At 57.8% G+C, this 22,628-nt stretch carries 18 protein-coding genes; 9 read left to right on the top strand and 9 right to left on the bottom strand.

Going from position 1 to position 22,628, the window contains the following annotated elements; translation table 11 throughout:
* Positions 1-121: 121 nt before the first annotated feature.
* Positions 122-1,420: a D-amino acid dehydrogenase gene (locus HBM95_13380; protein NIH43920.1), complete on the top strand. Its 1,299-nt coding sequence runs from the start codon at positions 122-124 to the stop codon at positions 1,418-1,420.
* Positions 1,421-1,429: 9 nt separating this feature from the next.
* Positions 1,430-2,500, top strand: coding sequence for a catabolic alanine racemase DadX (gene dadX, locus HBM95_13375; GenBank protein ID NIH43919.1), 1,071 nt, complete (start codon positions 1,430-1,432; stop codon positions 2,498-2,500).
* Between the two features lie 48 nt (positions 2,501-2,548).
* Here dadX and HBM95_13370 read toward each other — a convergent pair whose 3' ends face one another.
* Together HBM95_13370 and ldcA are read right to left on the bottom strand one after the other, a co-directional pair.
* Positions 2,549-4,282 (bottom strand): potassium/proton antiporter, encoded by a 1,734-nt coding sequence (locus HBM95_13370; protein ID NIH43918.1) that lies wholly within the window; start codon positions 4,280-4,282, stop codon positions 2,549-2,551.
* Positions 4,283-4,370: 88 nt separating this feature from the next.
* Positions 4,371-5,285, bottom strand: coding sequence for a muramoyltetrapeptide carboxypeptidase (ldcA, locus tag HBM95_13365; protein NIH43917.1), 915 nt, complete (start codon positions 5,283-5,285; stop codon positions 4,371-4,373).
* 106 nt (positions 5,286-5,391) lie between these two features.
* On the opposite strand from ldcA, the gene emtA reads away from it, so the two are divergent.
* Positions 5,392-6,003 (top strand): membrane-bound lytic murein transglycosylase EmtA, encoded by a 612-nt coding sequence (gene emtA / locus HBM95_13360; GenBank protein NIH43916.1) that lies wholly within the window; start codon positions 5,392-5,394, stop codon positions 6,001-6,003.
* Positions 6,004-6,039: 36 nt separating this feature from the next.
* Here the strand turns inward: emtA and HBM95_13355 are convergent, their stop codons facing one another.
* Complete coding sequence (locus tag HBM95_13355; protein NIH43915.1) at positions 6,040-6,771, bottom strand: flagellar brake protein; 732 nt, start codon at positions 6,769-6,771, stop codon at positions 6,040-6,042.
* 207 nt (positions 6,772-6,978) lie between these two features.
* On the opposite strand from HBM95_13355, the gene HBM95_13350 reads away from it, so the two are divergent.
* Both HBM95_13350 and HBM95_13345 read left to right on the top strand, forming a co-directional pair.
* Positions 6,979-7,233: a GlsB/YeaQ/YmgE family stress response membrane protein gene (locus HBM95_13350; protein NIH43914.1), complete on the top strand. Its 255-nt coding sequence runs from the start codon at positions 6,979-6,981 to the stop codon at positions 7,231-7,233.
* Positions 7,234-7,345: 112 nt separating this feature from the next.
* On the top strand, positions 7,346-9,448 hold the full coding sequence (locus HBM95_13345; GenBank protein NIH43913.1) for a TonB-dependent siderophore receptor: 2,103 nt from the start codon (positions 7,346-7,348) through the stop codon (positions 9,446-9,448).
* 62 nt (positions 9,449-9,510) lie between these two features.
* On the opposite strand, the gene HBM95_13340 is transcribed toward HBM95_13345, so the two are convergent.
* Positions 9,511-11,196 (bottom strand): alpha,alpha-trehalase, encoded by a 1,686-nt coding sequence (locus tag HBM95_13340; GenBank protein NIH43912.1) that lies wholly within the window; start codon positions 11,194-11,196, stop codon positions 9,511-9,513.
* Positions 11,197-11,610: 414 nt separating this feature from the next.
* On the opposite strand from HBM95_13340, the gene HBM95_13335 reads away from it, so the two are divergent.
* Positions 11,611-12,951 (top strand): porin, encoded by a 1,341-nt coding sequence (locus tag HBM95_13335; GenBank protein NIH43911.1) that lies wholly within the window; start codon positions 11,611-11,613, stop codon positions 12,949-12,951.
* Between the two features lie 14 nt (positions 12,952-12,965).
* On the opposite strand, the gene HBM95_13330 is transcribed toward HBM95_13335, so the two are convergent.
* Positions 12,966-13,922: an AraC family transcriptional regulator gene (locus HBM95_13330; protein ID NIH43910.1), complete on the bottom strand. Its 957-nt coding sequence runs from the start codon at positions 13,920-13,922 to the stop codon at positions 12,966-12,968.
* A gap of 115 nt (positions 13,923-14,037) precedes the next feature.
* Between HBM95_13330 and HBM95_13325 the strand changes: the two genes are divergently transcribed.
* Positions 14,038-15,225: an MFS transporter gene (locus tag HBM95_13325; GenBank protein NIH43909.1), complete on the top strand. Its 1,188-nt coding sequence runs from the start codon at positions 14,038-14,040 to the stop codon at positions 15,223-15,225.
* Positions 15,226-15,266: 41 nt separating this feature from the next.
* On the opposite strand, the gene gap is transcribed toward HBM95_13325, so the two are convergent.
* Both gap and HBM95_13315 read right to left on the bottom strand, forming a co-directional pair.
* Positions 15,267-16,277 carry a type I glyceraldehyde-3-phosphate dehydrogenase gene (gap, locus tag HBM95_13320; GenBank protein NIH43908.1) on the bottom strand — a complete coding sequence of 337 codons (1,011 nt, stop codon included), beginning with the start codon at positions 16,275-16,277 and terminating at the stop codon, positions 15,267-15,269.
* A gap of 78 nt (positions 16,278-16,355) precedes the next feature.
* Complete coding sequence (locus HBM95_13315) at positions 16,356-17,336, bottom strand: helix-turn-helix domain-containing protein (protein ID NIH43907.1); 981 nt, start codon at positions 17,334-17,336, stop codon at positions 16,356-16,358.
* A 148-nt stretch (positions 17,337-17,484) separates the two neighbouring features.
* Here HBM95_13315 and HBM95_13310 point away from each other — a divergent pair, with 148 nt between their 5' ends.
* Together HBM95_13310 and HBM95_13305 are read left to right on the top strand one after the other, a co-directional pair.
* Positions 17,485-18,456, top strand: coding sequence for a fatty acid desaturase (locus HBM95_13310; GenBank protein NIH43906.1), 972 nt, complete (start codon positions 17,485-17,487; stop codon positions 18,454-18,456).
* Positions 18,449-19,207: a PhnD/SsuA/transferrin family substrate-binding protein gene (locus HBM95_13305; protein NIH43905.1), complete on the top strand. Its 759-nt coding sequence runs from the start codon at positions 18,449-18,451 to the stop codon at positions 19,205-19,207. The genes HBM95_13310 and HBM95_13305 overlap by 8 nt, the downstream gene beginning before the upstream one ends.
* On the opposite strand, the gene HBM95_13300 is transcribed toward HBM95_13305, so the two are convergent.
* Both HBM95_13300 and HBM95_13295 read right to left on the bottom strand, forming a co-directional pair.
* Positions 19,186-20,082, bottom strand: coding sequence for a LysR family transcriptional regulator (locus HBM95_13300; GenBank protein NIH43904.1), 897 nt, complete (start codon positions 20,080-20,082; stop codon positions 19,186-19,188). The genes HBM95_13305 and HBM95_13300 overlap by 22 nt on opposite strands.
* Positions 20,083-20,105: 23 nt before the next feature.
* Positions 20,106-22,394, bottom strand: coding sequence for an FdhF/YdeP family oxidoreductase (locus HBM95_13295; protein NIH43903.1), 2,289 nt, complete (start codon positions 22,392-22,394; stop codon positions 20,106-20,108).
* Positions 22,395-22,628 lie beyond the last annotated feature (234 nt).

The raw sequence follows: 22,628 nt of genomic DNA, 5'->3' as shown, positions 1-22,628 counted from the left end.
CCTGATGCTGGGGGATGTGTGAGGTAAGTCACCATAAAAAAGTCGTATGTTGAATAATATTTTCAACTAGGTTATCAATCTGTAATTAGATGATTGTTCTTTTGCTCATAATGGAGTGGCTATGCGTGTTGTCATACTGGGAAGTGGTGTCGTTGGCGTAACCAGCGCCTGGTATTTAAGTCAGGCGGGACATGAGGTTACCGTTATCGATCGTGAATCCGGCCCGGCGCTTGAAACCAGTGCGGCAAACGCCGGTCAAATCTCTCCCGGCTATGCGGCCCCGTGGGCGGCACCGGGCGTGCCGCTGAAGGCGATCAAATGGATGTTCCAGCGTCACGCGCCGCTGGCCATCAGCCTTGACGGCACGCAGTTCCAGCTGAAGTGGATGTGGCAGATGCTGCGCAACTGCGACACCCGCCACTACATGGAAAACAAAGGGCGCATGGTGCGTCTGGCGGAATACAGTCGCGACTGCCTCAAAGCCCTGCGCGCCTCGACGGGTATCGAGTACGAAGGCCGTCAGGGCGGCACGCTGCAGCTGTTCCGCACCGAACAACAGTATGAAAACGCCACCCGCGATATCGCCGTGCTGGAAGATGCCGGTGTACCTTACCAGCTGCTGGAGGCCAGCCAGCTGGGTCAGGTTGAACCCGCGCTGGCCGAAGTGGCCCACAAGCTGACCGGCGGTCTGCGTCTGCCGAACGACGAAACCGGCGACTGTCAGCTCTTTACCCAGCGTCTGGCGCAGATGTGCGAGCAGGCAGGCGTGACGTTCCGCTTCAACACCTCTGTCGATAAATTGCTGTCGGAAGGCGAAAAAATTTACGGCGTGAAGTGCGGCGACGAGGTGATCAAGGCGGACGCCTACGTGATGGCGTTTGGCTCATACTCCACCGCCATGCTGAAAGGCATTCTTGATATTCCGGTCTACCCCCTGAAGGGCTACTCGCTGACCATCCCGGTGAAAGAGGAGAGTGGGGCGCCCGTGTCGACCATCCTGGATGAAACCTACAAAATCGCCATTACCCGCTTTGATAACCGTATTCGCGTCGGCGGCATGGCGGAGATTGTCGGCTTTAACACCGAACTGCTGCAGCCGCGTCGTGAAACGCTGGAAATGGTGGTGGGCGATCTCTTCCCTCGCGGCGGTTTTGTTGAGCAGGCGACGTTCTGGACCGGCCTGCGTCCGATGACGCCGGACGGCACTCCTATTGTCGGGCGCACGCCGTTCAAAAACCTGTGGACCAATACCGGACACGGTACGCTCGGCTGGACGATGGCCTGCGGATCGGGCCAGCTGCTGAGCGACCTGATTTCCGGGCGCACGCCGGCAATTCCGTTTGACGATTTAAGTGCTGCGCGCTATCAATCAGGATTCTCGCCAGCGCGTCCTCAGCATCTGCACGGCGCGCATAACTAAGGAGTTGTCATGTCCCGTCCTGTTCTGGCTCAGCTGGATCTGCAGGCCCTGAAGGAAAACCTGCAAATTGTTCGCCGGGCAGCACCTGGTTCGCGCGTCTGGTCGGTCGTCAAGGCGAACGCCTACGGCCACGGTATCGATCGTATCTGGAGCGCGCTCGGCGCGACCGACGGCTTTGCGTTACTCAATATCGAAGAGGCCATCCTGCTGCGCGAGCGCGGCTGGAAAGGGCCTGTTCTGCTGCTGGAGGGGTTCTTCCACGCGGACGATCTGCCGCTGCTGGATAAGTATCGCCTGACTACCAGCGTGCACAGCAACTGGCAGATTAAAGCCATTCAGGATGCGAAGCTCCACGCTCCGCTGGATATTTATCTCAAGGTAAACAGCGGCATGAACCGCCTGGGCTTCCAGCCCGAGCGGGTTCATACGGTCTGGCAGCAGTTGCGCGCCCTGAAAAACGTCGGCGAAATGACGCTGATGGCGCACTTTGCCGATGCGGAAAAACCGGACGGCATTGCGGATGCCATGGTCCGCATTGAGCAGGCGGCAGAAGGGCTCGATTGCCCGCGCTCGCTGTCAAACTCGGCGGCCACGCTGTGGCATCCTGAAGCTCACTATAACTGGGTACGTCCGGGGATCGTTCTGTACGGTGCGTCTCCTTCAGGGCAGTGGCAGGATATCGCCAACAGCGGCCTGAAGCCGGTTATGACCCTGCGCAGCGAGATCATCGGCGTGCAGACGCTGAAGACGGGCGACACGGTAGGCTACGGCAGCCGCTACCGGGCGAAGGGCGAGCAGCGTATCGGCATCGTCGCGGGCGGTTATGCCGACGGCTACCCGCGCATCGCGCCGACCGGTACGCCGGTCTGGGTGGATGGCGTTCGCACGGGCACGGTAGGGACAGTCTCAATGGATATGCTGGCGGTTGACCTCACGCCATGCCCGCAGGCAGGGATCGGTTCTCCGGTCGAGCTGTGGGGCAACGAAATCAAAATTGATGACGTGGCGGCCGCGGCGGGAACGGTTGGCTATGAACTGATGTGCGCGCTGGCGCCGAGGGTGCCGGTTGTGACGGTGTAACTTGTACGTGTGCCGGGTGACGCGAAGCCGCCACCCGGTAAAAAAACGCTACTCCGCGTCCTCTTCCATCGGCCTCAAACCGACCTTCCGCACCGCGTTATCTTCTTTTTCGGCAACCGTCCAGATCATCCCGGCAAACTCAACCTGATCGCCCACGACCGGGGCAGCGCCAAGCCGCTGCTGGATGATTTCGCCCAGCGTTTGCGGGTTACCACCCTCTTCAGCTCCTTCATCCAGGCCATAAATCAGCGCCACATCCGCAAATTTGGCGCTGGCTTCAAGAATAAAGTCGCCGAAGAAGCGCTGATCCAGCGCCACGGGAGGCGACTGGCTGAACAGCTTGCCCAGCGCGGGCAGGTCGCGCTCGCGGCCAATTACGCAGAGAATATCCCCTTCGCGCAGGCGGGTGCTGCCGGTAGGGTGCAGCAGGACATTATCGCGGAACAGGGCGGCAATGCGCGTTTCGGCCGGCATATGCAGATCGCGCAGCGAGGCCCCCACGCACCATTTATCAGCGCTCAGCTGGTAGACGAACTGTTCCCACGGATTTTCCGGATGAATATCCAGCCCCACGCGGGAAACCGGCCAGCCCACGGGGGGCACCACCACTTTGGCTTTTTTTGCCGCCCACCCGAGCGAGGTTCCCTGGAACAGCAGGGAAATCAGCACCACGAAGAACGCCACGTTGAAAAACAGCCGCGCGTTATCCAGACCGGCCATCATCGGGAAGACCGCAAGAATAATCGGCACCGCGCCGCGCAGGCCTACCCAACTGATAAAGACGCGCTCGCGCAGGTTAAAGCCGCGAAACGGCAGCAGGCCCGCAAACACGGACAGCGGACGGGCGAAGAAGATCATCCACGCCGACAGCAGAAGCGCCGGAACGGCAATCGGCAGCAGGTCAGATGGCGTCACCAGCAGGCCCAGCACCAGGAACATGCCGATTTGCGCCAGCCAGGCCAGACCGTCGAAGTTCTGCAAAATGGCGTGACGGTTACGAATAGGGCGGTTGCCCATCAGGAATCCGCAGAGGTAAACCGCAAGAATACCGCTGCCGTCCAGCGCGGTGGTGACGGCAAAAATCAGGATTCCACCGCTCAGCGCCAGCAGAGGGTAAAGTCCCGAGGGCAGCGAGATGCGGTTGATCGTCTGCTGTAACAGGTATCCCCCCGCCAGGCCGATGACAATCCCCAGCCCGAACTGCTGCAGGATATGTAAGGCAAACATCCAGCTCAGGCCGGTCTCGTGCTGCTGAATCATCTCTATCAGCGTGATGGTCAGGAACACCGCCATCGGATCGTTACTGCCGGATTCAATCTCAAGCGTTGAGCCAACGCGTTCGTTAAGCCCTTTACCGCCAAGCAGGGAAAAGACCGCCGCCGCATCGGTAGAGCCAACGATTGCGCCAATCAGCAAGCCTTCCATCAGATTGAGATGGAAAAGCCATGCGGCCATCATCCCGGTGAGGCCGGAGGTGATCAACACGCCGACGGTCGCCAGCGACAGCGCAGGCCCCAGGGCCACGCGGAAGGAGCTTGCCTGAGTGCGCATCCCGCCGTCGAGCAGGATCACCGCCAACGCGAGGTTACTCACCATGTAGGCGAAGGGATAGTTATCGAAGGGGATACCGCCGATGCCGTCAACGCCGGCCAGCATGCCGATGGCAAGGAAAATAACAAGAATGGGTATGCCGAGACGCGATGAAAATGAACTTAATAAAATACTGCTGGTTACAAGTACAGAACCCAAAATGAAAAGGCTGATTATCGCTGCGGCATCCAATGTTCTCTTACTCCCACCTCAATGTTAACGCTGTTACTAAAACCCTAACATATTAACAACGGTAACAGCGTTTTATTAAGGGGGTTTTTTAGGCTTTTATGACTGGATGACCGCCGATCGTTAACCGACTGCCCGAAATATCATGTGTAAGCGTCGCCTGCGCGCCCAGCGCAAGGGTAACGGTCTTCTGCTCATGGCCGAAATCCAGACCGGTGATAACCGGAATATCCAGCCGCGAGCGGATGAAGTCGACCATCGTTTCCAGGGAGTAGCCCGCGTCATAGTCATTCGGGGCCGAGCCGCTGAAGCTGCCCAGCACAATCGCGGACTGGCGATCGAGAATACCGGCATGATAAAGCTGCAATAACATGCGCTCGACGCGGAACGGATGTTCGTTGATATCTTCCAGCACCAGAATGCCGTCCTCGATTTGAGGCATCCACGGCGTGCCGATGAGCGAGACCAGCATCGCCAGGTTACCGCCCCACAGCTGGCCCTCACATTCCCAGTGCGGCCCATTCCCCTGCCACTCGACGCTGTAGGTGGGATTGCGCAGCGCGCGCCAGAAATGCTCCACGGTGAACGCGTCCAGTTCCGGCGCGCCGAAGTTACCGGCCAGCATCGGGCCGCTAAACGTAATGACGTTATGCTGCGCCAGCAGACCAAGCTGGATGGCGGTGAAATCGCTGTGGCCGCATATCAGCAGCGGATCCTGCTGCTGGCGCTGCGCCAGGCCCTGCCAGTCGATGCTCTCCAGCAGCCTGCTCGCACCGTAGCCGCCGCGCACCGCAAGGACTATTCGGTTTTCGCCCTTCAGGTTCACCAGACTATTGATATCATTCAGCCTCTGCGCTTCTGTTCCGGCAAAACGCTGCTGGCGGCGCGGGATAATTGTCTGATTTTCTACCTGGTGGCCGGATTCCAGTAAGCGCTGAACGCCCCGCTGCGCCGCGTCCTGGTTAATGCAATAGCCCGACGGCGCGATGAGATGAAACTGAGACATGGCAATTCCTTGCTGAATGAGAAACTAATTGTCTATATCATGCCGCGTATACGCTGCCAGCTTCAAGGGCGGCGCACCGCGATGACCGGCTATAAGGATAGATGACGTGAAATTGAGATGGTTTGCTTTTTTGATTGTTTTGCTGGCTGGCTGTAGTTCAAAACGTGATTATCAAAACCCGCCCTGGAACCCGGAAGTGCCGGTGAAACGGGCCATGCAGTGGATGCCGATCAGTGAACAAGCCGGAAAGGCCTGGGGCGTCAGCCCGCGTCTGATCACCGCCATTATTGCGGTCGAGTCCGGCGGCAATCCCACGCTTGTCAGCAAATCCAACGCGGTGGGTCTGATGCAGCTGAAAGCCTCAACGGCGGGGAGAGAGGTTTACCGCTATATGGGCTGGAGCGGACAGCCGTCGACCAGCGAGCTGAAGAACCCGGAACGTAACATCTCCATGGGGACCGCTTACCTGAGCATTCTGGAACATGGCGTGCTGAAGGGCATCGAGGATCCGGAAGTGATGCAATACGCGCTGGTGGTCTCGTACGTGAACGGCGCAGGGGCGCTGCTCAGAACCTTCTCCTCTGACCGTAAAGAGGCGATCGAGGAGATCAACGACATGGACAAAGATGAATTCGTCGAGCATGTGGCGAAAAATCATCCGGCACCGCAGGCGCCTCGCTATATCTGGAAAGTACAGAAAGCGATGGATGCCATGTAATGCCGCAAACGGGCGGCGCTCGCTGCCCGACTTCTCTCAAAGCACCTTATTCGCACGTTCCCGTGCTTCCCGTTCCAGCGAATAGATAATGCGCTGCAGCTCGCGCTCGGCGCCCGGACCGACGTTCAGAAAACGGAAGCTCAGCCGCGGCGAGGTAATCGTTTCATTTTTGCTGTCCACAACCGTGCGCTCGCTGATGGCAATCAGCTGTGCATCGAAATAAAAACGGCCCCAGCCCGCCATATCCAGTTCAATTTGCGTAAACCGCATGCCTTCTACCAGGCCCTCCGGTTTAGGGGTATCCATCAGCGCGCCCATTCCGCCAAGCGACAGGTCAAAGAGACGGAAGCGGATCTCTTTTTTGTCCGGCATTTTAGCCTTACAAAAATAGGCAGGATGAAGCGGGGCGCTGATGCGGAAATATTCACGACGCTGGACAAACCAGAGGTTGCCAGGAAGGGGGGTAACAAAAGCCGGGAGCCCCTGGTATTCACTCATTTCCAGTCGCAGGAGGACAAACTCCACTTTGGCCCCATGGGTTTCGGCCATGACGACGATATTCTCTGCTTTCAGCGCCGCGCGGTTTTCATACTCCTGGCTGCCCAGGTCAATAACCAGCCGCTCCTGCGAGACGTCAAGGATCTTGCTGATAAACTGATTATTCGACCAGCTGATGCGCAGCGGCACTTCGCCTTTTTGCAGGTCGCGTAATACCCCTAACACAGCCAGCGGATTTTGCTTGAGGAACTGCTCACTGTAATGACTCACGCCGGGTGGCTCCTTGATTGATGACGGACTGTCTTAGCGTTATCGGCAATCCATCCTCAAACTTAATACAAACCGGTGAGTTTTTTTGCCTGTTTAAGCAAAGATAAGTCGGTGAGCTGAAAATGGTTTTTCGGAGATGACCTATACTTAAGCTAGCTGTGCAGAAGGTTTTCTGCACATGCGTTTAATCTGCAAGAGGGCATTGCTATGGGTATCATCGCCTGGATTATCTTTGGCCTTATTGCTGGCGCTATCGCTAAACTGATCATGCCGGGAAACGATGGCGGCGGCTTTATTTTGACCTGCGTACTCGGGGTCGTTGGTGCGGTTGTAGGCGGCTGGCTGGCGACGATGTTTGGTTTTGGAGGCAACATAAGTGGTTTCGACCTGCACAGTTTTCTGGTCGCTGTCGTGGGTGCCATTGTGGTGCTGGGCATATTCAGGTTACTGCGACGAGCATAAATTGACGTAAATGGCTCTCTGCGGAGGGCCGTTTTTTTGCCTGAGTATTGATTTGTTAATCTAAATGATAATAATTGTCGTTCCGTATTGCATCTAACAACAAGACGACATTATGAACTCCTCACGTTTTACGTTATGCGCCCTGGCGGGTGCCGTCACGCTGGCAGTGCAGGTCCAGGCTTTCGCCGAAGAATCCACCATTGTCGTCACGGGCTCAGAGCAGGGCAGCGCGCTGCCGGCCTGGACGAACAGCGCCACAAAGTCGGCCGTTGCCGAAAGTAAAACGCCGCAGGTCATCAACACGCTCTCGGCGCCTGAAATTGAAAAGCGTCACGCGAACTCCGTGAACGAAATCCTGCGCTATGCTCCCGGCGTCTCGACCGAGGTGCGGGGTAACACCTCCTATATGAGCGAATACAAAATTCGTGGCTTTACCGTTGACCAGGAGTTCTACAACGGGCTGCAGTTGCCCTATAACGTCACCGGCAACACCAAGGCGCGCATCGATCCGCTGTTAATAGACAGCGTCGATATCCTGAAAGGGCCTTCATCGGTGCTTTACGGCGGCGCTTCGCCGGGCGGGCTGGTAAATATTCAAAGTAAAAAGCCGCAGCGGGAAGCCCGAACCGAGGTCGGTTTTAGCACCGGGAACCGTAAACTGAAAGAAGGCTACCTCGATTCGACCGGACAAATAGCTGACAGCGACTGGAATTACCGTCTGCTGGGTAAGGCGACGGAGAATGACGATCAGCCGCACACCAGCCGCTATGAAAATTACCTGGTCGCCCCGTCCGTCACCTGGCAACCCGACAGCAAAACCCGCCTCACGCTGGATGCGCTGGCGCAAAATTCCCCGAGCCTGACGCCGTCGAACCCGCTGCCGCTCGCTTATTTGCGTTCGAAATATGCCGATCGCCGGGATTACGCTGGCGATGAGTGGAGCGGGTTTAAGCAGCGCCAGTGGATGCTGGGCTACAGCTTCGAACACGAGTTCGACAGCGGCTGGGGCTTTAGCCAGAAAGCGCGCTATTTCTACGTCGATACCCACCAGAACAGCGTCTACGCGACGGGAACGGGGAGTGAGGTCTATCAGCTTAACCGCTTTGCCTATACCACCGATGAAGATCTTAAGAGCTTCAACATTGATAACCAGGTGACCAAAACCGTTGCGCTGGGCGACTGGAAACACCATCTGCTGGCCGGGTTTGACTACCAGAGGCTGAATTCCCATTTCCACTACCGTTACGCGTCCTCCACGCCGGGCATGGATATGCGTAATCCTGACTATTCGCAAATCCATGAAAGTGCGCTGGGACTCTACACCGCCCAGAAAAACCGCCTTAGCTATCAGCAGAACGGGTACTACCTCCAGGATCAGGTGGAATTTGGCGGCTTAAATCTGCTGGGTAGCCTGCGCTACGACGATTACCGCTCCGTCACCACCGATTACCTGCAAAACGGCGATAAGGCCTGGGTATCGCAGGATCGCGTCACCAAACGCCTGGGCGCACTTTACGCCTTCGATAACGGTATTTCGCCGTTTATCAGCTATTCAGAAGGTTTTGCACCGGTGTCGCCGCAGGGAACACTCGTGGCGAAAGACGTCAAGCCAACCACCAGCAAGCAGGTGGAAGGCGGGGTAAAATATCTGCTGGCCGAGTACGCCACGACGTTTACCGCCTCAGTGTTTAACATCCGGCAGAAAAACGTTGTCACCTCCGATCCGGGCTTCCTGAACTACCGTCAGACCGGTGAAGTGGAATCCAAAGGCGCGGAGCTCTCCGCCATCAGCCGTCCGACGGATAACCTGACGCTGATTGCCAACTATGCGTACACCCACGCGATCAACCGGGAAGATGACAAGTACAAAGGTAAACGTCCAACGCAGGTCCCGGAGAATGCCTTCAACCTCTGGGGTGATTACACCTTTGAGAACACGCCGCTGAAAGGACTGATGCTGGGAGCGGGCGCACGCTACACCGGGCCGATGGAAATCTCTCCGGCAAACGATGCGGGTAAACTCGGGGGCACTACGCAGTACGATCTGGCGGCCTCGTACCGGATGGGCGAAATTCTGCCTTCGCTGGCAGGGCTAACGCTTAAAGCCAGCGCGCAGAACATCACCAATAAAGAGACGTTGACCTGCTATGACGCGACCAACTGCTGGATTGGGCGTGACAGGACGTATCAGCTAGGGGCGAGTTACAGTTTCTAAGTAACTCCCTGTGAGTTCAAAATGTAGGCCGGGTAAGGCTAAGCCTCCACCCGGCAATACCCTTACTGCGCCGCAGCTTTCACCGGCGCAGCCTCATCGTTCGCCGCAGGCTGATTTTCCGGCACGCTGTCGCACGGTTTCTCTTTAGGACAAACCAGATCCAGCATTTTCAGCGTCACGCCGTTGCTCCAGCCAAACCCATCCTGCAGCGGGTACTCTCCGCCGCCACCGCCGGTACCGGTAGAAGAGACATCATACTTCTCCACCAGCTTCTTCTCGCGGTCGTAAGTATGCTGAACGTTCTTCAGGAAGCGCCAGGTTACGTCCATCGCCACCTTGTTCTGCCCATAGTTCTGCAAGCCTTCCGTTGCCACCCACTGTAGCGGCGCCCAGCCGTTTGGCGCATCCCACTGCTGGCCGCTGTTGATGGTAGTGGTGGTAATACCGCCCGGTTTCAACAGGCGCGCGGAGGTGGCCGCGGCGACTTTATCGGCACGATCCTGCGCCGCCGCCTTCACGTAAAGTGGGAAGAGGGCCGCTGCCGTGAGCTGGTTGCGCACCTTCTTGCTCTTGAGATCGTAATCGGCGTACCAGCCCTCTTTATCATTCCACAGATGGCGCTCAATGGCTTTCTGACGTGCAGTTGCCAGCGCTTCATATTTACTCGCCGCCGCGCTGTCCCCTGCCTCCTGGCTCGCTCGCGCAAGCAATTTTTCCATTTTAAACATCAGGGCGTTGAGATCGACGGGCACAATGCTGGTGGTGCGGATGGTGCCGAGCTTTTGCGGATCGTCCATCCAGCGGGAGCTAAAGTCCCAGCCCGAGGCGGCTGCGGAGCGCAAATCGCGGTAGATCTCCGTGGCGGGGCGGTTAGGATTACTCTTCGCCGTGGTGATATCGTCAAGCCAGGACTCCGGGCGCGGGGTATCGCGATCGTCCCAGTAGCGGTTGAGGACCGAACCGTCATCCAGTTTCACCACGCGCTGGTTAGCTTGCCCAGGCTGAAGGCTATCTACGCCCTCCATCCAGTAGGCGTACTCTTTCTCCATCTGCGGACGATATTTCTTCAGTGCATCGTCGTCGTGGGTCGCCAGCAGTTCAACCATCAATGAGAAGAACGGCGGCTGGGAGCGGCTCAGGTAGTAGCTGCGGTTGCCATTGGGGATATGGCCGAAGGTATCAATTTCCCAGGCGAAGTTATCCACCATATCGCTGATTTTGTCCCAGTGGCCGCTCTCCGCCAGGCCCAGCATGGTGAAATAGCTGTCCCAGTAGTAGACCTCTCGGAAGCGCCCGCCGGGCACCACGTAAGGCTTCGGTAACGGCAGCAGGGAATCCCATTTGTTGCTGGCTTTATCCGTGGTGCGCGTCAGTACAGGCCAGAGGTCGTCAATGTGTTCACGTAAACTTTGTCCCGCAGGCGGCACATATTTTTCACCTTCCTCAGGCAGGGTGAAGTTCATCTCCACAAAGTGGCGCAGGTCAAAACTTGTCTGGGTGTGCTGCATCCGATAATCCGCCAGAATCATCAGCGGGTCGCTTTTGGGAACGGCATCAGCGAAGGTTTTCTGATCGGGAAACAGTTTGGCACTCTGCACGTCATTAAACAGAGGGCCAAGCAAAATATCGGGTGAATTTTTCTGATAGGCTGGCTTTTCGTCGGCATAGCCCATCGTTGCCACACCGAGTAGCGCGCCTCCCAGCGCGAGGTGCAAAAGGGCAGGGCGTAAAGTACGAGGTCTTATCATCGGTTCGTCTCCTGTATTCCTGAGCAGCGTGACCGCTGTTATCAATCACCTGAAAACCTTAGACGAATATCGCCCGCTTCGCGTGTTGAATATCCCATTTTGCGCAGAACCAGACAATTTACCGCTTCGCACGCCCTGTCCGGAAGGATTTGTTGTGTAAATGGTGTTAGAACAATTATGCCTTTAAATAATTATATACATTACGCATTAAAATATTGATGTAATTAATGGAATAAGAGTGCGAAGTAAATGGTGTTTCTTTTGCTCATCGTGAGATGTTTTCTCTGCGCCGATCACACAAGTTAAAATTCATAATTCACTTATCAAAAAACATAATAGCACCCCAGTGGGTATTTGGTCGAAATGGCGATGCTCAATATTTGTGTATTCACTTTTATAATCAGGATGGATTCTATGAAATTAAAAAAAACGGTAATACTGATAAGTGCATTCTATTCCGGCGCGCTTTTCGCGGCACAACCCGCGACGAACGTGGAAGAAAAGTTGGCGCAACTGGAAGCGCAAATTCAGGCGCTTAAACAGCAGCAGGCGGCCGCCGCGCAGGCAGCATCCGCCGTTGTTGTGCGGTCGGAAGAGCCGGTGAGCAAAGCCGAACCGCCAAAGCTGACGCTTTCAGGGTATGGTGATATTAAATTTTATGGCGACGTCGAGTTTAATATGGATGCCGCGAGTAAGACCGGCAGTCTGACTTCTGTTAGGCAAAGCGCTAATAGCGACTGGGCACCAGGAGATAAAGAACGCTGGGATATTAACGGACGTATTTTATTAGGCTTTGATGGTTATCGTAAAATGGATAACGGCAATTTTGCCGGATTTTCTGTTCAGCCCCTCGGCGATCTCGTCGGGAAAATGTACCTCGATGATGCGGTATTCTTCTTTGGTTCTGAGAACGACTGGGAAATTAAAGTCGGACGCTTCGAAGCGTACGATATGTTCCCGCTCAATCAGGATACCTTTGTGGAATACTCAGGAAATACCGCAGACGATCTCTACAGCGATGGCTACGGTTATATCTATATGCTGAAAGAGGGCCGCGGGCGAACCGACAGCGGGGGCAACTTCCTGATGAGCAAGACGCTGGATAACTGGTGTTTTGAGCTTAATACCCTGTTTAAAGACGGCAGCGATTTGTACGTCGACCAGCGTTATCACGGCGCAGAACTTGAGAACGATAAAAATGTGACCTACGTGCGCCCGGTCATCTCGTGGCAGGACGGGCCGTTTTCCACCGCGGTCGCCATGGAGACCAACTTGGTGAACAACGCATACGGCTATCGCGACGACGCAGGGCGCTGGGTCGATCAATCCGACCGTACCGGCTACGGGTTTACTATGACCTGGGACGGGCTCAAAACCGATCCGCAGGACGGGGTGGTTATAAACCTCAACACGGCATACCTGGACGCGACGGGCGAAACCGACTTTACCTCAGGCATCAATGCCCTCTGGCATAATTTTGAGCTGGGTTATATCTACGCCCATAACGAAATCGACGAATTCAATACCTCGACGTTTGACGCAGAGTGTGAGAACGACTGCTGGATCTCTGACCCGGGCGAGTATGACATTCATACCATCCATACGTCGTACCTGATCCCGAACGTCATGAAGATGAAAAACTTCAACATCTATCTGGGCGCGTATGCGTCCTGGATCAACGCTTCCCCGAAAGAGGGTGATAATAAAAACGACGACCGCTACGGTGGCCGCGTGCGCTTTAAATACTATTTCTGATGCCCGCCTGCCGGTCAGATCTCTTCCGGGGTCTGGCTGGCTTCCCGCAGCGTGCCCGGCGCATGGCCAATGATGCGCTTAAAGGCCCGGCTAAACGCTGCCAGCGATCCGTAACCCAGCCTGAGTGCAACCGTTTCAATCGGCTGGTTTTCGTGACGAATGTACTGAATCGCCAGCCGCATTCTCAGTTCGCTGAGATACTTTGCCGGGGTGGTTCCCGTCGCGGCCAGAAACCGTTCGGCAAACACGGAGCGGGAGGTGCCCGCTTCTTTTGCCAGTTCCGCCACGCTCCAGTTCAGGCCAGGCTGCTGGTGCATGGCATAAATGGCCCTGCTCAGCCGCGGGTCGCGTAAGACCTGCACCCAGCCGGTGGCTTTCCCGCAGCCAGCCTCAACCCAGCCGCGGACGATCAGCGCTGCCACCACGTCAGCCAGCCGGGCGAGGATCCCGGCAAACCCGACCTGTCGCGTCATTGACTCGCGCTCCATGGCCGCCAGCAGCGGATGGATTTCCGGCCAGGTGGACATCAGCCGGCTGACCATCATCACTTCCGGCATCGCTTTAATCAGCGGCTGCATCCCGCCGAGCTCAAAATCCATACACCCGCTAAAGATGATGGTGTTCTCGTTCTCCGGGCAGGGCTCGCAGGTAATCGCACAGACCGAGCCGCAGATAGGCTCGCTGGGAAAGGCGTTCACCGGGGTAATGGCTGCCTGCGCGTCAGAGAGCAGGGCATGGGAATTACCGCCAGGAATAAACAGCGCGTCGCCGCTGCTCAGTTCAAACGTTGCGCCGCTGTCCATTCGGAGCAGGGCACTTCCGTGGCTCACAAAATGGAACTGCGCCTTACCGGGTGCCTGGTGGAACGCCACGCCAAACGGCGCGCTGGCTTCAATCCGCCGGTATTTCACGCCCGACAGGCGCATGCCGCGTAAAAGTTCGCTGATCAAATCGGGGGACTGTACGGTCATGGCGCAACTCCGGACGAATAATCAATAAGTGGAGATTATATGTCATAGATCGTCCACGGTGAACCCTCTATGCTTTTGCGACAGTTGTCACATTTTTATAACGGGAGAATAACAGATGAATTCATGTGTCGCGGCGAGAGAGGCCGTTGCGCCTGCCAGACCCGCCTGGCGGGCCGTCTATTCACTGGGGCTGGGCGTGTTTGGTTTGATAACGGCAGAGTTCCTGCCGGCCAGTTTGCTGACGCCGATGGCCGCGAGCCTGGGCGTCAGTGAGGGCATGGCCGGGCAGGCCGTCACAGCCACCGCGCTGGTGGCGCTGGTCACCGGCCTGCTGATCGCCCCGGCGACCAAAAATATCGACCGTCGCTGGGTATTGATGTTTTTCTCCGTGCTGCAAATCATCTCCAGCCTGCTGGTGGCCTTTGCGCCCACGCTGCACGTCCTCCTGATGGGGCGCCTGCTGTTAGGGGTCGCCATCGGTGGGTTCTGGGCGATGTCGACGGCCACGACGATGCGTCTGGTTCCGGCGGATAAGGTGCCGAAAGCGCTGGCGGTGATCTTTTCCAGCGTGTCGATTGCCACCGTGGTTGCGGCCCCGCTGGGGAGCTATCTGGGCAGCCTGATTGGCTGGCGCAACGTCTTTGTGCTCTGCATTCTGCCGAGCATGCTGGCGCTGCTGTGGCAGATCTGGGTACTGCCGTCCATGAAGCCGGAGAGCAGCGGTAGCCTGAGCACGTTGTTCCGCGTGCTGCGTCGTCCGGGGATGATCGGCGGCATGCTGGCCACTATTCTGATCTTCAGCGGCCATTTCGCCTTCTTTACCTACCTGCGCCCGTTCCTGGAAACGGTGGGGCAGGCGAACGTTGAGACCATTTCACTGATCCTGCTGGGCTTTGGGCTGGCGAACTTTGTCGGCACTTCCGTTGCCGGGCACCTGCTGGCACGTAATCTGCGCCTGACGCTGGCGCTGGTGCCTTTCGCCATGGGCATACTGGCGCTGGCGATGGTGGCGTTTGGCCATCTGGCGATGCTGGACGGGTTCCTGGTGGCGCTGTGGGGCTTTGCGTTTGGTCTGGTTCCGGTAGGCTGGTCAACCTGGCTTGCTACCACCGTTCCGGATGAAGCCGAAAGTGCAGGAGGGCTGCTGGTGGCCTCAATTCAGCTGGCAATCAGTGCCGGTGCGGCCGTGGGCGGAGCGGTATTTGACCTTAACGGTGCCAGCGGAGTATTCGCCGGAAGCGGGTTGCTGCTGGTGACGGCGATGGTGGTTGTGTTGATGGGCGTGAAGGTCAAAGCGGAGTAATTTATTTGCCGGGTGAGCGCTTGCGCCACCCGGCCCCAGGCTTACAGCCCTTTCTTATCCATCCACACCGCCAGATCCACCAGGCGGTTAGAGAAGCCCCACTCGTTGTCATACCACGCCAGGATCTTCACCATGTTCCCGCCAATCACCAGCGTGGAAAGCCCGTCGATAATGGAGGAGCGCGGGTCGCCCTGATAGTCGCTGGAGACCAGCGGTTCATCGCTATAGCCCAGAATGTCTTTCAGCGGCCCGCTGGCTGCCGCGTTACGGAACGCGTCATTCACCTCTTCGGCGGTTACGTTCCGGCTGAGCGTTACCGTTAGATCCACAATCGACACCACCGGAACCGGCACGCGCAGAGAGTACCCGGTGAGTTTGCCGTCCAGTGAGGGAATGACTTTGCCCAGCGCTTTCGCCGCGCCGCTGGAGTAAGGCACAATCGACAGCGCCGCCGCGCGCGCGCCGCGCAGATCTTTCTCCGGCTGGTCGTGCAGCGCCTGGCTGTTGGTGTAGGCGTGCGTCGTGTTCATCAGACCATGCTCAATCCCGAACTGTTGATGCAGCACCTGAGCCGCCGGCGCCAGGCCGTTCGTGGTGCAGCTCCCGTTACTGACGACCACATGCTGAGCCGGGTCGTAGCGATCGTGGTTCACCCCCATCACAACCGTCAGATCGTCATTCTTGCCGGGCGCGGAGATGATGACGCGCTTTGCACCACCGTGCGTGACGTGCACCGCTGCTTTTTCCCGCTCGGTAAAGAAGCCGGTGGCCTCTATCACCACGTCAACGCCGACATCGCGCCACGGGATATTTGCCGGATCGCGCTCGCTAAACACCGTGATCCGCTGACCGTCCACCTGCAGCGCGCCGTCAGCCGCTTCAACGGGCGCGGGCAGTTTGCCCAGAAGGGAATCATGTTTCAGCAAATGGGCGAGGGTTTTACTGTCCGTCAGATCGTTAATGGCCACAATCTGAAGAGCCGGGTTACCCAGCGCCGCGCGCAGGAAATTACGTCCGATACGGCCGAAACCGTTAATACCGACCTTAACCATGGTGCACTCCTTATCTCTGTTGTCTGGAGTCACTGTAGGCGTCGGGCTGGTTGGCGTAAATGACAAAAAAGGATCAGATTACGCCATCTTGCGGCAGTGGAATCGCTGGCGGTACTCGCCGGGCGTGAGGTGAAGCTGCTTCTCAAAGATGCGGCGCAAATTAATGCTGGTGCCAAACCCGCTTTGCTCGGCAACGCGATCAAGGGGATCATGAGTCTGCTCAAGCAGCTGCCGGGCGGCAGCCAGTCGCGCTTCGGTCACGTAGCGGGCAGGCGAGACGCCCGCGTCGCGGGTAAATACCCGGGTAAAATTGCGCGGGCTCATCGCCACCTTTTCGGCCAGATTTTCCACGCACAGGTCAGCGGTGAGGTTCTGCAGGATCCAGGTTTGCAGCTCGCTTATGGGCCCCGATGTGCCAGGCTGCTGCAGGCTATAGCGGCTAAACTGCAGCTGTCCGCCGGGACGTCGCAGGTACATCACCATATCCTGCGCCACGTCGCGGGCGAGGGTAAATCCGTAGTCGTCCTCCACCAGCGCGAGGGTCAGGTCGAACCCGGAACTGACGCCGCCGGAGGTCCAGATGGGACCATCCTGAATGTACAGCGGGCCCCCTTCGACATGGATAGACGGATACCGGGCTTGCATTGTCTCCAGCAGCCGCCAGTGGGTGGTGGCGCGACGACCGTCCAGAAGGCCGGTCTGAGCCAGCAGCATCGCGCCGCCGCAGATAGAGGCTACCCGCCGGGCATGCGGCGCAGCGAGGTGCAGCCAGTCCACCACCGCCGTGCTTTCCTGCTCGTTCATCCCGCGTCCGGTGATGATAATGGTGTCCAGCGGTTCGCGCGGATCCAGCTCCGGCAGACGATAGTCCGCCAGCAGGTTCAGACCGGACTGGCCGTGGATCACCTGGTGAGGCTGCGTGGTGGCGATGATAATACGGTAGCGGGGCCGGGAAAGCCCTTCCGGATGCAGCCGGTTGGCCTGCATCAGAATGTCGGCGATACCGGCGGCTTCAAACAGCATGCCACCGTCGGGAACGATAATTAAAATTTTCTTCATGTCCTGAAAAGTACCTTTACCACAAAATAAGTCAAGCGGCGCGTGCCCCCACATTTCTGGCAAAGCAAAGCGATTTAAGTTCTTTGTTATTTCAGGCGTTATCCCCGATCGTCAGGGCACTGTCTCTGGCGAAACGGCGTCTGAAGGAATGAGTCAACGAAGCTCCCTCTATTTACATCCGCAACAACGCGAACAAATCCGCCATCTCGCATCGGGTTTTATATGGCGAAGCGAACTGCCCACGTGGCTGTTGATCGTCACTATTTATGCCGGCTGGTTTGCCACGCTGGCGTTCTGGCAAACGCTGGGCCTGCTGCCCGCCACGCTGCTGCTCATCGGGTTTACCGCCTGGTACATGTCGCTGCAGCATGAGCTGATCCACGGACATCCCACCCGTTTCGCCTGGCTTAACCAGCTGCTGGGCACGCTCCCGCTGGCGGTCTGGTATCCGTACGGCCTGTACCGGGATTCCCATCTTGCGCATCATCGGCACCATAGCCTGACCGATCCGGTGGATGACCCGGAGTCGTACTATTTTACCGACGAGAGCTGGGCACGTTTTTCGCCGTGGCAGAAACGCGCGATCCGCGCCCGGAATACCTTTTTCGGGCGGCTGGCACTGGCGCCGCTACTGGATATCCTTCAGTCGCTGGGCAGCGCCGTGACGGCGTTTCGTCATCGTCAGCCGCGGGCAATGGCGATGTGGCTGGTTCACGCTCTGCTGCTGGCGGCGCTTTTCGCGTGGATGGCGCATCACGGCTTTTCACCCGTCTGGTTTGTGCTGGCGGTAAGCTATCCGGCGCTGGCGCTGACCAAGGTCCGGTCGTTTTACGAACATCGGGCGGCGGACGATCCGCTCGCGCGATCGGTCATTAACGAGGCCGGGCTGTTCTGGCGGGTGCTGTTTTTGAATCTCAACTACCATTCCATTCACCACGATTTACCGGGCGTTCCCTGGTACGGGTTACCGACGATCTACCGGCAAAATCGGGAGGCGTACCGGCAGCGTAACCACGGCTTTGTAGTCAGGGGCTACGGTGACTGGCTACGCCAGTTCTGGACCCGGCCTGTGGAGGTCACTGTACATCCCGGAAAACAACAGGAGGAGAGGTATGAGTAACCTGCTGGCGCTTCCCATGTACGCCGTGGATCGCGCCGACACCCGCGCGCTCTGGCTGGCGGTGCAGCGTCTGCTGGCCGCACGGGATGTGCCCGTCGATCCTGTTCCCGGCTGGCCGGAGTCTGACCTGCTGACCCACTGGCGGCAGCCTGAGCTTACCCTCAGCCAGACGTGCGGCTACCCGCTGGTCACGCAGCTCCCGGAGGTACAGGTGGTGGGCTGTTTTCACTACACCGTGGAGGGCTGCGAAGGGAGCCTGTACCGCAGCTTTCTGGTGGCGCGCGAGGCTGATAGGCATCTCACGCTGGCGGATTTTCGCGGACGTCGGGCGGTCTGTAATTCGGTAGACTCGCAGTCCGGCTATAACGCACTGCGAAAAAAGGTGGCTCCCCTGATTGTTGACGGGCCATTTTTCTCACAAACGTCCTTCAGTGGCAGCCACCGTCAGTCCCTGATTGACGTCCAGCGCGGGAAGAGCGATATCGCCGCCATCGACTGCGTGACCTGGGCGCTGCTGAAGCGTCATGAGCCGGAACGGCTTGCGGGGCTGGCGGCGATCGACCGTACCCCGCTTACGCCTGGGCTGCCATTAATCACGTCGCAACGCACGTCCACCGAAACGCTCAGTGCCATTCGCGATGCGCTACGCGAGCTGGTGAGCGCGCCGGAATACCGGGAGGTTTGTGCCGCGGTTCTGATCGGCGGTTTTAGCGTGGTGACTCGCCAGGCTTACGCCGCATTGACCGTGTGAAAAATCGCCTGTGCGTCGGTAAAACAGCGCAGCGCCAGCGAGGAGACGGGCTTCTGCCTGCGCATAATCAGGCCGACGAGGGCCTCAACGTTGGCATCGGCGATGGGGGCGATCCCGAAATTGTTGTTCAGTTCCTCAAGCCCGTTGTTCAGCGGCATCACGGCGCAGCACACGCCGCTCTGAACCGCCTGAATGATCTGGTATGTTGAATCACTCTCGAAAACGGACCTGGGTTCGATGCCGGCTGATTTAAAGCTGGCCTCCATGTGCGCCCGGTAGTGCATCCCTTTGGTCAGGAACCCCAGCGGAAAATCCGTCAGGTCGCGCCAGGTGAGCGGCGTCTGGTCCAACTGGAAATGGCGGGTGTCGTGCAGCAGGCCCATCTTCGTTTCAGGAAGCTGGATAATATCAAACAGGCTGGTGTCGATGCTGTTGAGATAGCAAATCCCCAGTTCCAGCTGGTTGCGGCTGACGCCGTCCGCAATCTGCGCCGAAGACATAGAATAGAGGCTGTAGGTCAGCTCCGGGTACTTTTGCGTCAGCTGGCGGATAAAGATCATCGGATCCACGCTCGCCAACGGCACCATCCCCAGACGTAATTCCCCCACCACCTGACCTTTGCACAGCGCGGCTTCCGCCTGCAATCCGTCGTGCGCGGCGAGCAGCGCGCGCGCCCACGCCAGAATACGTTCACCCTCCGGTGTAAACCCTTCAAAGCGCTGTCCGCGCACAATCAGCACCAGCCCGAGCTCCTCTTCCAGGCTGCGGATGCGCATGGAGAGGGTCGGCTGGGTGATATTGCATCGCGAGGCCGCTTTACCAAAATGGCGGGTTTCGTCGAGCGCGAGTAAATATTTTAACTGTTTTATGTCCATCACTCTTCTCTGCGCGTGAAGCCTTACAGCATGCGGATCTCTTTCGAGCGCAGGGTAATGCGAACCGGAACCGATTTATACGACGGCGTGCCGCTGTCCTTATCGAGATAATCGAGCGGCACCAGCACGTTGGCCTCCGGGTAATAGGCCCCGACGGAGCCCTGGGCGATGTTGTACGCCACCACGGTAATATCCTCCAGACGCTGAGCGCTGCCGGGCAGGGCGGTTTCAATATCCACGCGATCGCCGTGTTCCAGCCCCGACTGCGCCATATCCTCTTCGTTCATAAACAGCACGTCGCGGCGCCCAAACACGCCGCGGTAGCGGTCGTCCAGGGCGTAAATGGTGGTGTTGTACTGATCGTGGCTGCGCAGCGTAATCAGGCGCAGAACATGCTCGCCTTCGCCGCTGGCGTTCTCGTGTACGCCGTCGAATACCGAAAACATCGCTTTGCCCGTCGCGGTCGGCCAGATACGCTGCGTCGGCGGCAGCGGCATGCGGAAGCCGCCGGGAACGCGGATCCGCGCATTGTAGTTCTCGAAGCCCGGGATGGTCTGCTCAATCAGATCGCGGATGCGGTCGTAATCCTCGACCAGCGTCGTCCAGTCTACACGGGTATCCGACAGCGTGGCTTTCGCAAGGCCTGCCACGATGGCGGGCTCCGAGCGGAGTAACGGCGAGGCGGGTTTTAGCTTGCCGGAGGAGGCGTGCACCATCGACATGGAGTCTTCAACGGTAATGGACTGACGGCCGGTGGCCTGCATATCCAGCTCGGTGCGGCCGAGGCACGGGAAAATAAAGGTCTCTTTGCCCATCAGCAGATGGGTACGGTTGAGCTTGGTCCCAACCTGCACGCTCAAATCCAGGTTACCCATCGCCGGAAAACCCCGTTCGTGATCGGGCATCGCAACGGCAAAGTTACCGCCGAGGCAAATGAGCGCTTTTGCGCGACCGTCGATCATGGCCTGCGTCGCCTGCACCGCATCATGCCCGTGACGGGAAGGGGGCTCAAAGCCAAACACCTCTTTCAAACGCGTCAGGAAGGCGGGGGTGGGCTTCTCGCTAATCCCGACGGTGCGGTTCCCCTGAACGTTTGAGTGGCCGCGCAGGGGGCAGATCCCCGCGCCGGGCTTGCCGATATTCCCGCGCAGGAGCAGCACGTCAGCAATCAGGCGGACGTTGGCCGTGCCTTTATTGTGCTGGGTAATCCCCATTCCATAAGTAATGATGGTGGCGTTTGATTTTGCATAGGCCTCGGCCACCTTTTTGAGCGCTGCCTGGCTGAGCCCGGACTCGCGCTCGATGTCATCCCAGCGGGTCTGCGTGATATCGGCAGCAAAGTCGTCAAGGCCCTGGGTGTGTTCTGCTATAAAGGCACGATCGAGCACGTTACCGCGTTCGGCCTCCATTTCAAGAAGATGTTTAGCAATACCTTTCAGCGCGGCAGCATCGCCCCCGGCCTTCACCTGGAAGTAGGTTGAGGCGATATCCGTAGAGCTATAGGTTGCCATTTCAATCACGCTTTGCGGATCCGCAAAACGTTCGAGGGCGCGCTCGCGAAGCGGGTTGAAGACGATAATCGGCACGTTGCGACGAGCCAGCTCATGAAGGGTCCCCATCATTCGCGGATGGTTCGTGCCGGGGTTATGGCCGATGGAGATCACCAGCTCGGTCTTGTCGAAGTCGTCCAGCGAGACGGTACCTTTCCCAATACCGATGGAGCGCGGCAAGCCGACGCTGGTGGCCTCGTGACACATATTCGAACAGTCCGGGAAGTTATTGGTGCCGTACTCCCGGGCGAACAGCTGGAACAGATACGCCGCTTCGTTGGAGGCACGTCCGGAGGTATAGAACTCGACCTGGTCCGGTTCGAGCCCGCGCAAGATTTCCCCGATACGTTGAAACGCCTCGTCCCAGTCGACGGGCCGGAAGGTATCGCTAGTCCGGTCATAGCGCAGGGGATGCGTCAGACGCCCGTAACCCTCCAGCTCAAAGTCCGATTTTGCCAGCAGCGAGGAGACGCTGTTTTCCGCCAGAAACGCGGGCGTCACGCGCTTGCTGGTCGCTTCCCATGTCACCGCCTTGGCGCCGTTTTCACAGAACTGGAACGTTGATTTGTGTTCTTTATCGGGCCACGCGCAGCCCGGGCAGTCAAAACCGTCAGGCTGGTTGGTGCGCAGCAGCGTAGCGGGGGCTTCAAAGGTATCCATTTGAGTCCGTACCGCAATGGCCGTCGCTTTTAACGCGCCCCAGCCGCCGGCAGGACCATCATAGTGTCTGATACCGGGAACTGAGCGTCTTTTCGTGTTCATACATACTCCTGACGTGTTTGGTCGCGCAACGGCTGGGTAATAAGCAAAAACAATGACTGGCATGAAGAGGAACCCATACGATCGAGTTATGGCTCTTGCCTGTAATCATATTTATAACAATGGGTTAAAGCGGTTTATGTGTAACTATTTAAAGAAATTATAACGAAATTTTATCATTTTAATAATAAATTATATCTATCATGTGTTCAGTCTGAGCGATGGCGGTAGCGGGGC

The sequence above is a fragment of the Enterobacter asburiae genome, from assembly GCA_011754535.1.
In the GTDB taxonomy this organism is placed as follows: domain Bacteria; phylum Pseudomonadota; class Gammaproteobacteria; order Enterobacterales; family Enterobacteriaceae; genus Enterobacter; species Enterobacter cloacae_N.
Note: the sequence above shows the minus strand (reverse complement) of the source record. Positions and strands in the feature narration are given on the sequence as shown.

Bases quoted from the DNA above. Each gene is read 5' to 3' on its own strand.
- HBM95_13330 (NIH43910.1), bottom strand. From the start codon at position 13,922: ATGACCGTACAGTCCCCCGATTTGATCAGCGAACTTTTACGCGGCATG.
- HBM95_13305 (NIH43905.1), top strand. From the start codon at position 18,449: ATGAGTAACCTGCTGGCGCTTCCCATGTACGCCGTGGATCGCGCCGAC.
- gap (NIH43908.1), bottom strand. From the start codon at position 16,277: ATGGTTAAGGTCGGTATTAACGGTTTCGGCCGTATCGGACGTAATTTC.
- HBM95_13340 (NIH43912.1), bottom strand. From the start codon at position 11,196: ATGATAAGACCTCGTACTTTACGCCCTGCCCTTTTGCACCTCGCGCTG.
- HBM95_13310 (NIH43906.1), top strand. From the start codon at position 17,485: ATGAGTCAACGAAGCTCCCTCTATTTACATCCGCAACAACGCGAACAA.
- HBM95_13350 (NIH43914.1), top strand. From the start codon at position 6,979: ATGGGTATCATCGCCTGGATTATCTTTGGCCTTATTGCTGGCGCTATC.
- dadX (NIH43919.1), top strand. From the start codon at position 1,430: ATGTCCCGTCCTGTTCTGGCTCAGCTGGATCTGCAGGCCCTGAAGGAA.
- HBM95_13295 (NIH43903.1), bottom strand. From the start codon at position 22,394: ATGAACACGAAAAGACGCTCAGTTCCCGGTATCAGACACTATGATGGT.
- HBM95_13380 (NIH43920.1), top strand. From the start codon at position 122: ATGCGTGTTGTCATACTGGGAAGTGGTGTCGTTGGCGTAACCAGCGCC.
- HBM95_13335 (NIH43911.1), top strand. From the start codon at position 11,611: ATGAAATTAAAAAAAACGGTAATACTGATAAGTGCATTCTATTCCGGC.
- HBM95_13325 (NIH43909.1), top strand. From the start codon at position 14,038: ATGAATTCATGTGTCGCGGCGAGAGAGGCCGTTGCGCCTGCCAGACCC.
- HBM95_13300 (NIH43904.1), bottom strand. From the start codon at position 20,082: ATGGACATAAAACAGTTAAAATATTTACTCGCGCTCGACGAAACCCGC.
- ldcA (NIH43917.1), bottom strand. From the start codon at position 5,285: ATGTCTCAGTTTCATCTCATCGCGCCGTCGGGCTATTGCATTAACCAG.
- HBM95_13345 (NIH43913.1), top strand. From the start codon at position 7,346: ATGAACTCCTCACGTTTTACGTTATGCGCCCTGGCGGGTGCCGTCACG.
- HBM95_13315 (NIH43907.1), bottom strand. From the start codon at position 17,336: ATGAAGAAAATTTTAATTATCGTTCCCGACGGTGGCATGCTGTTTGAA.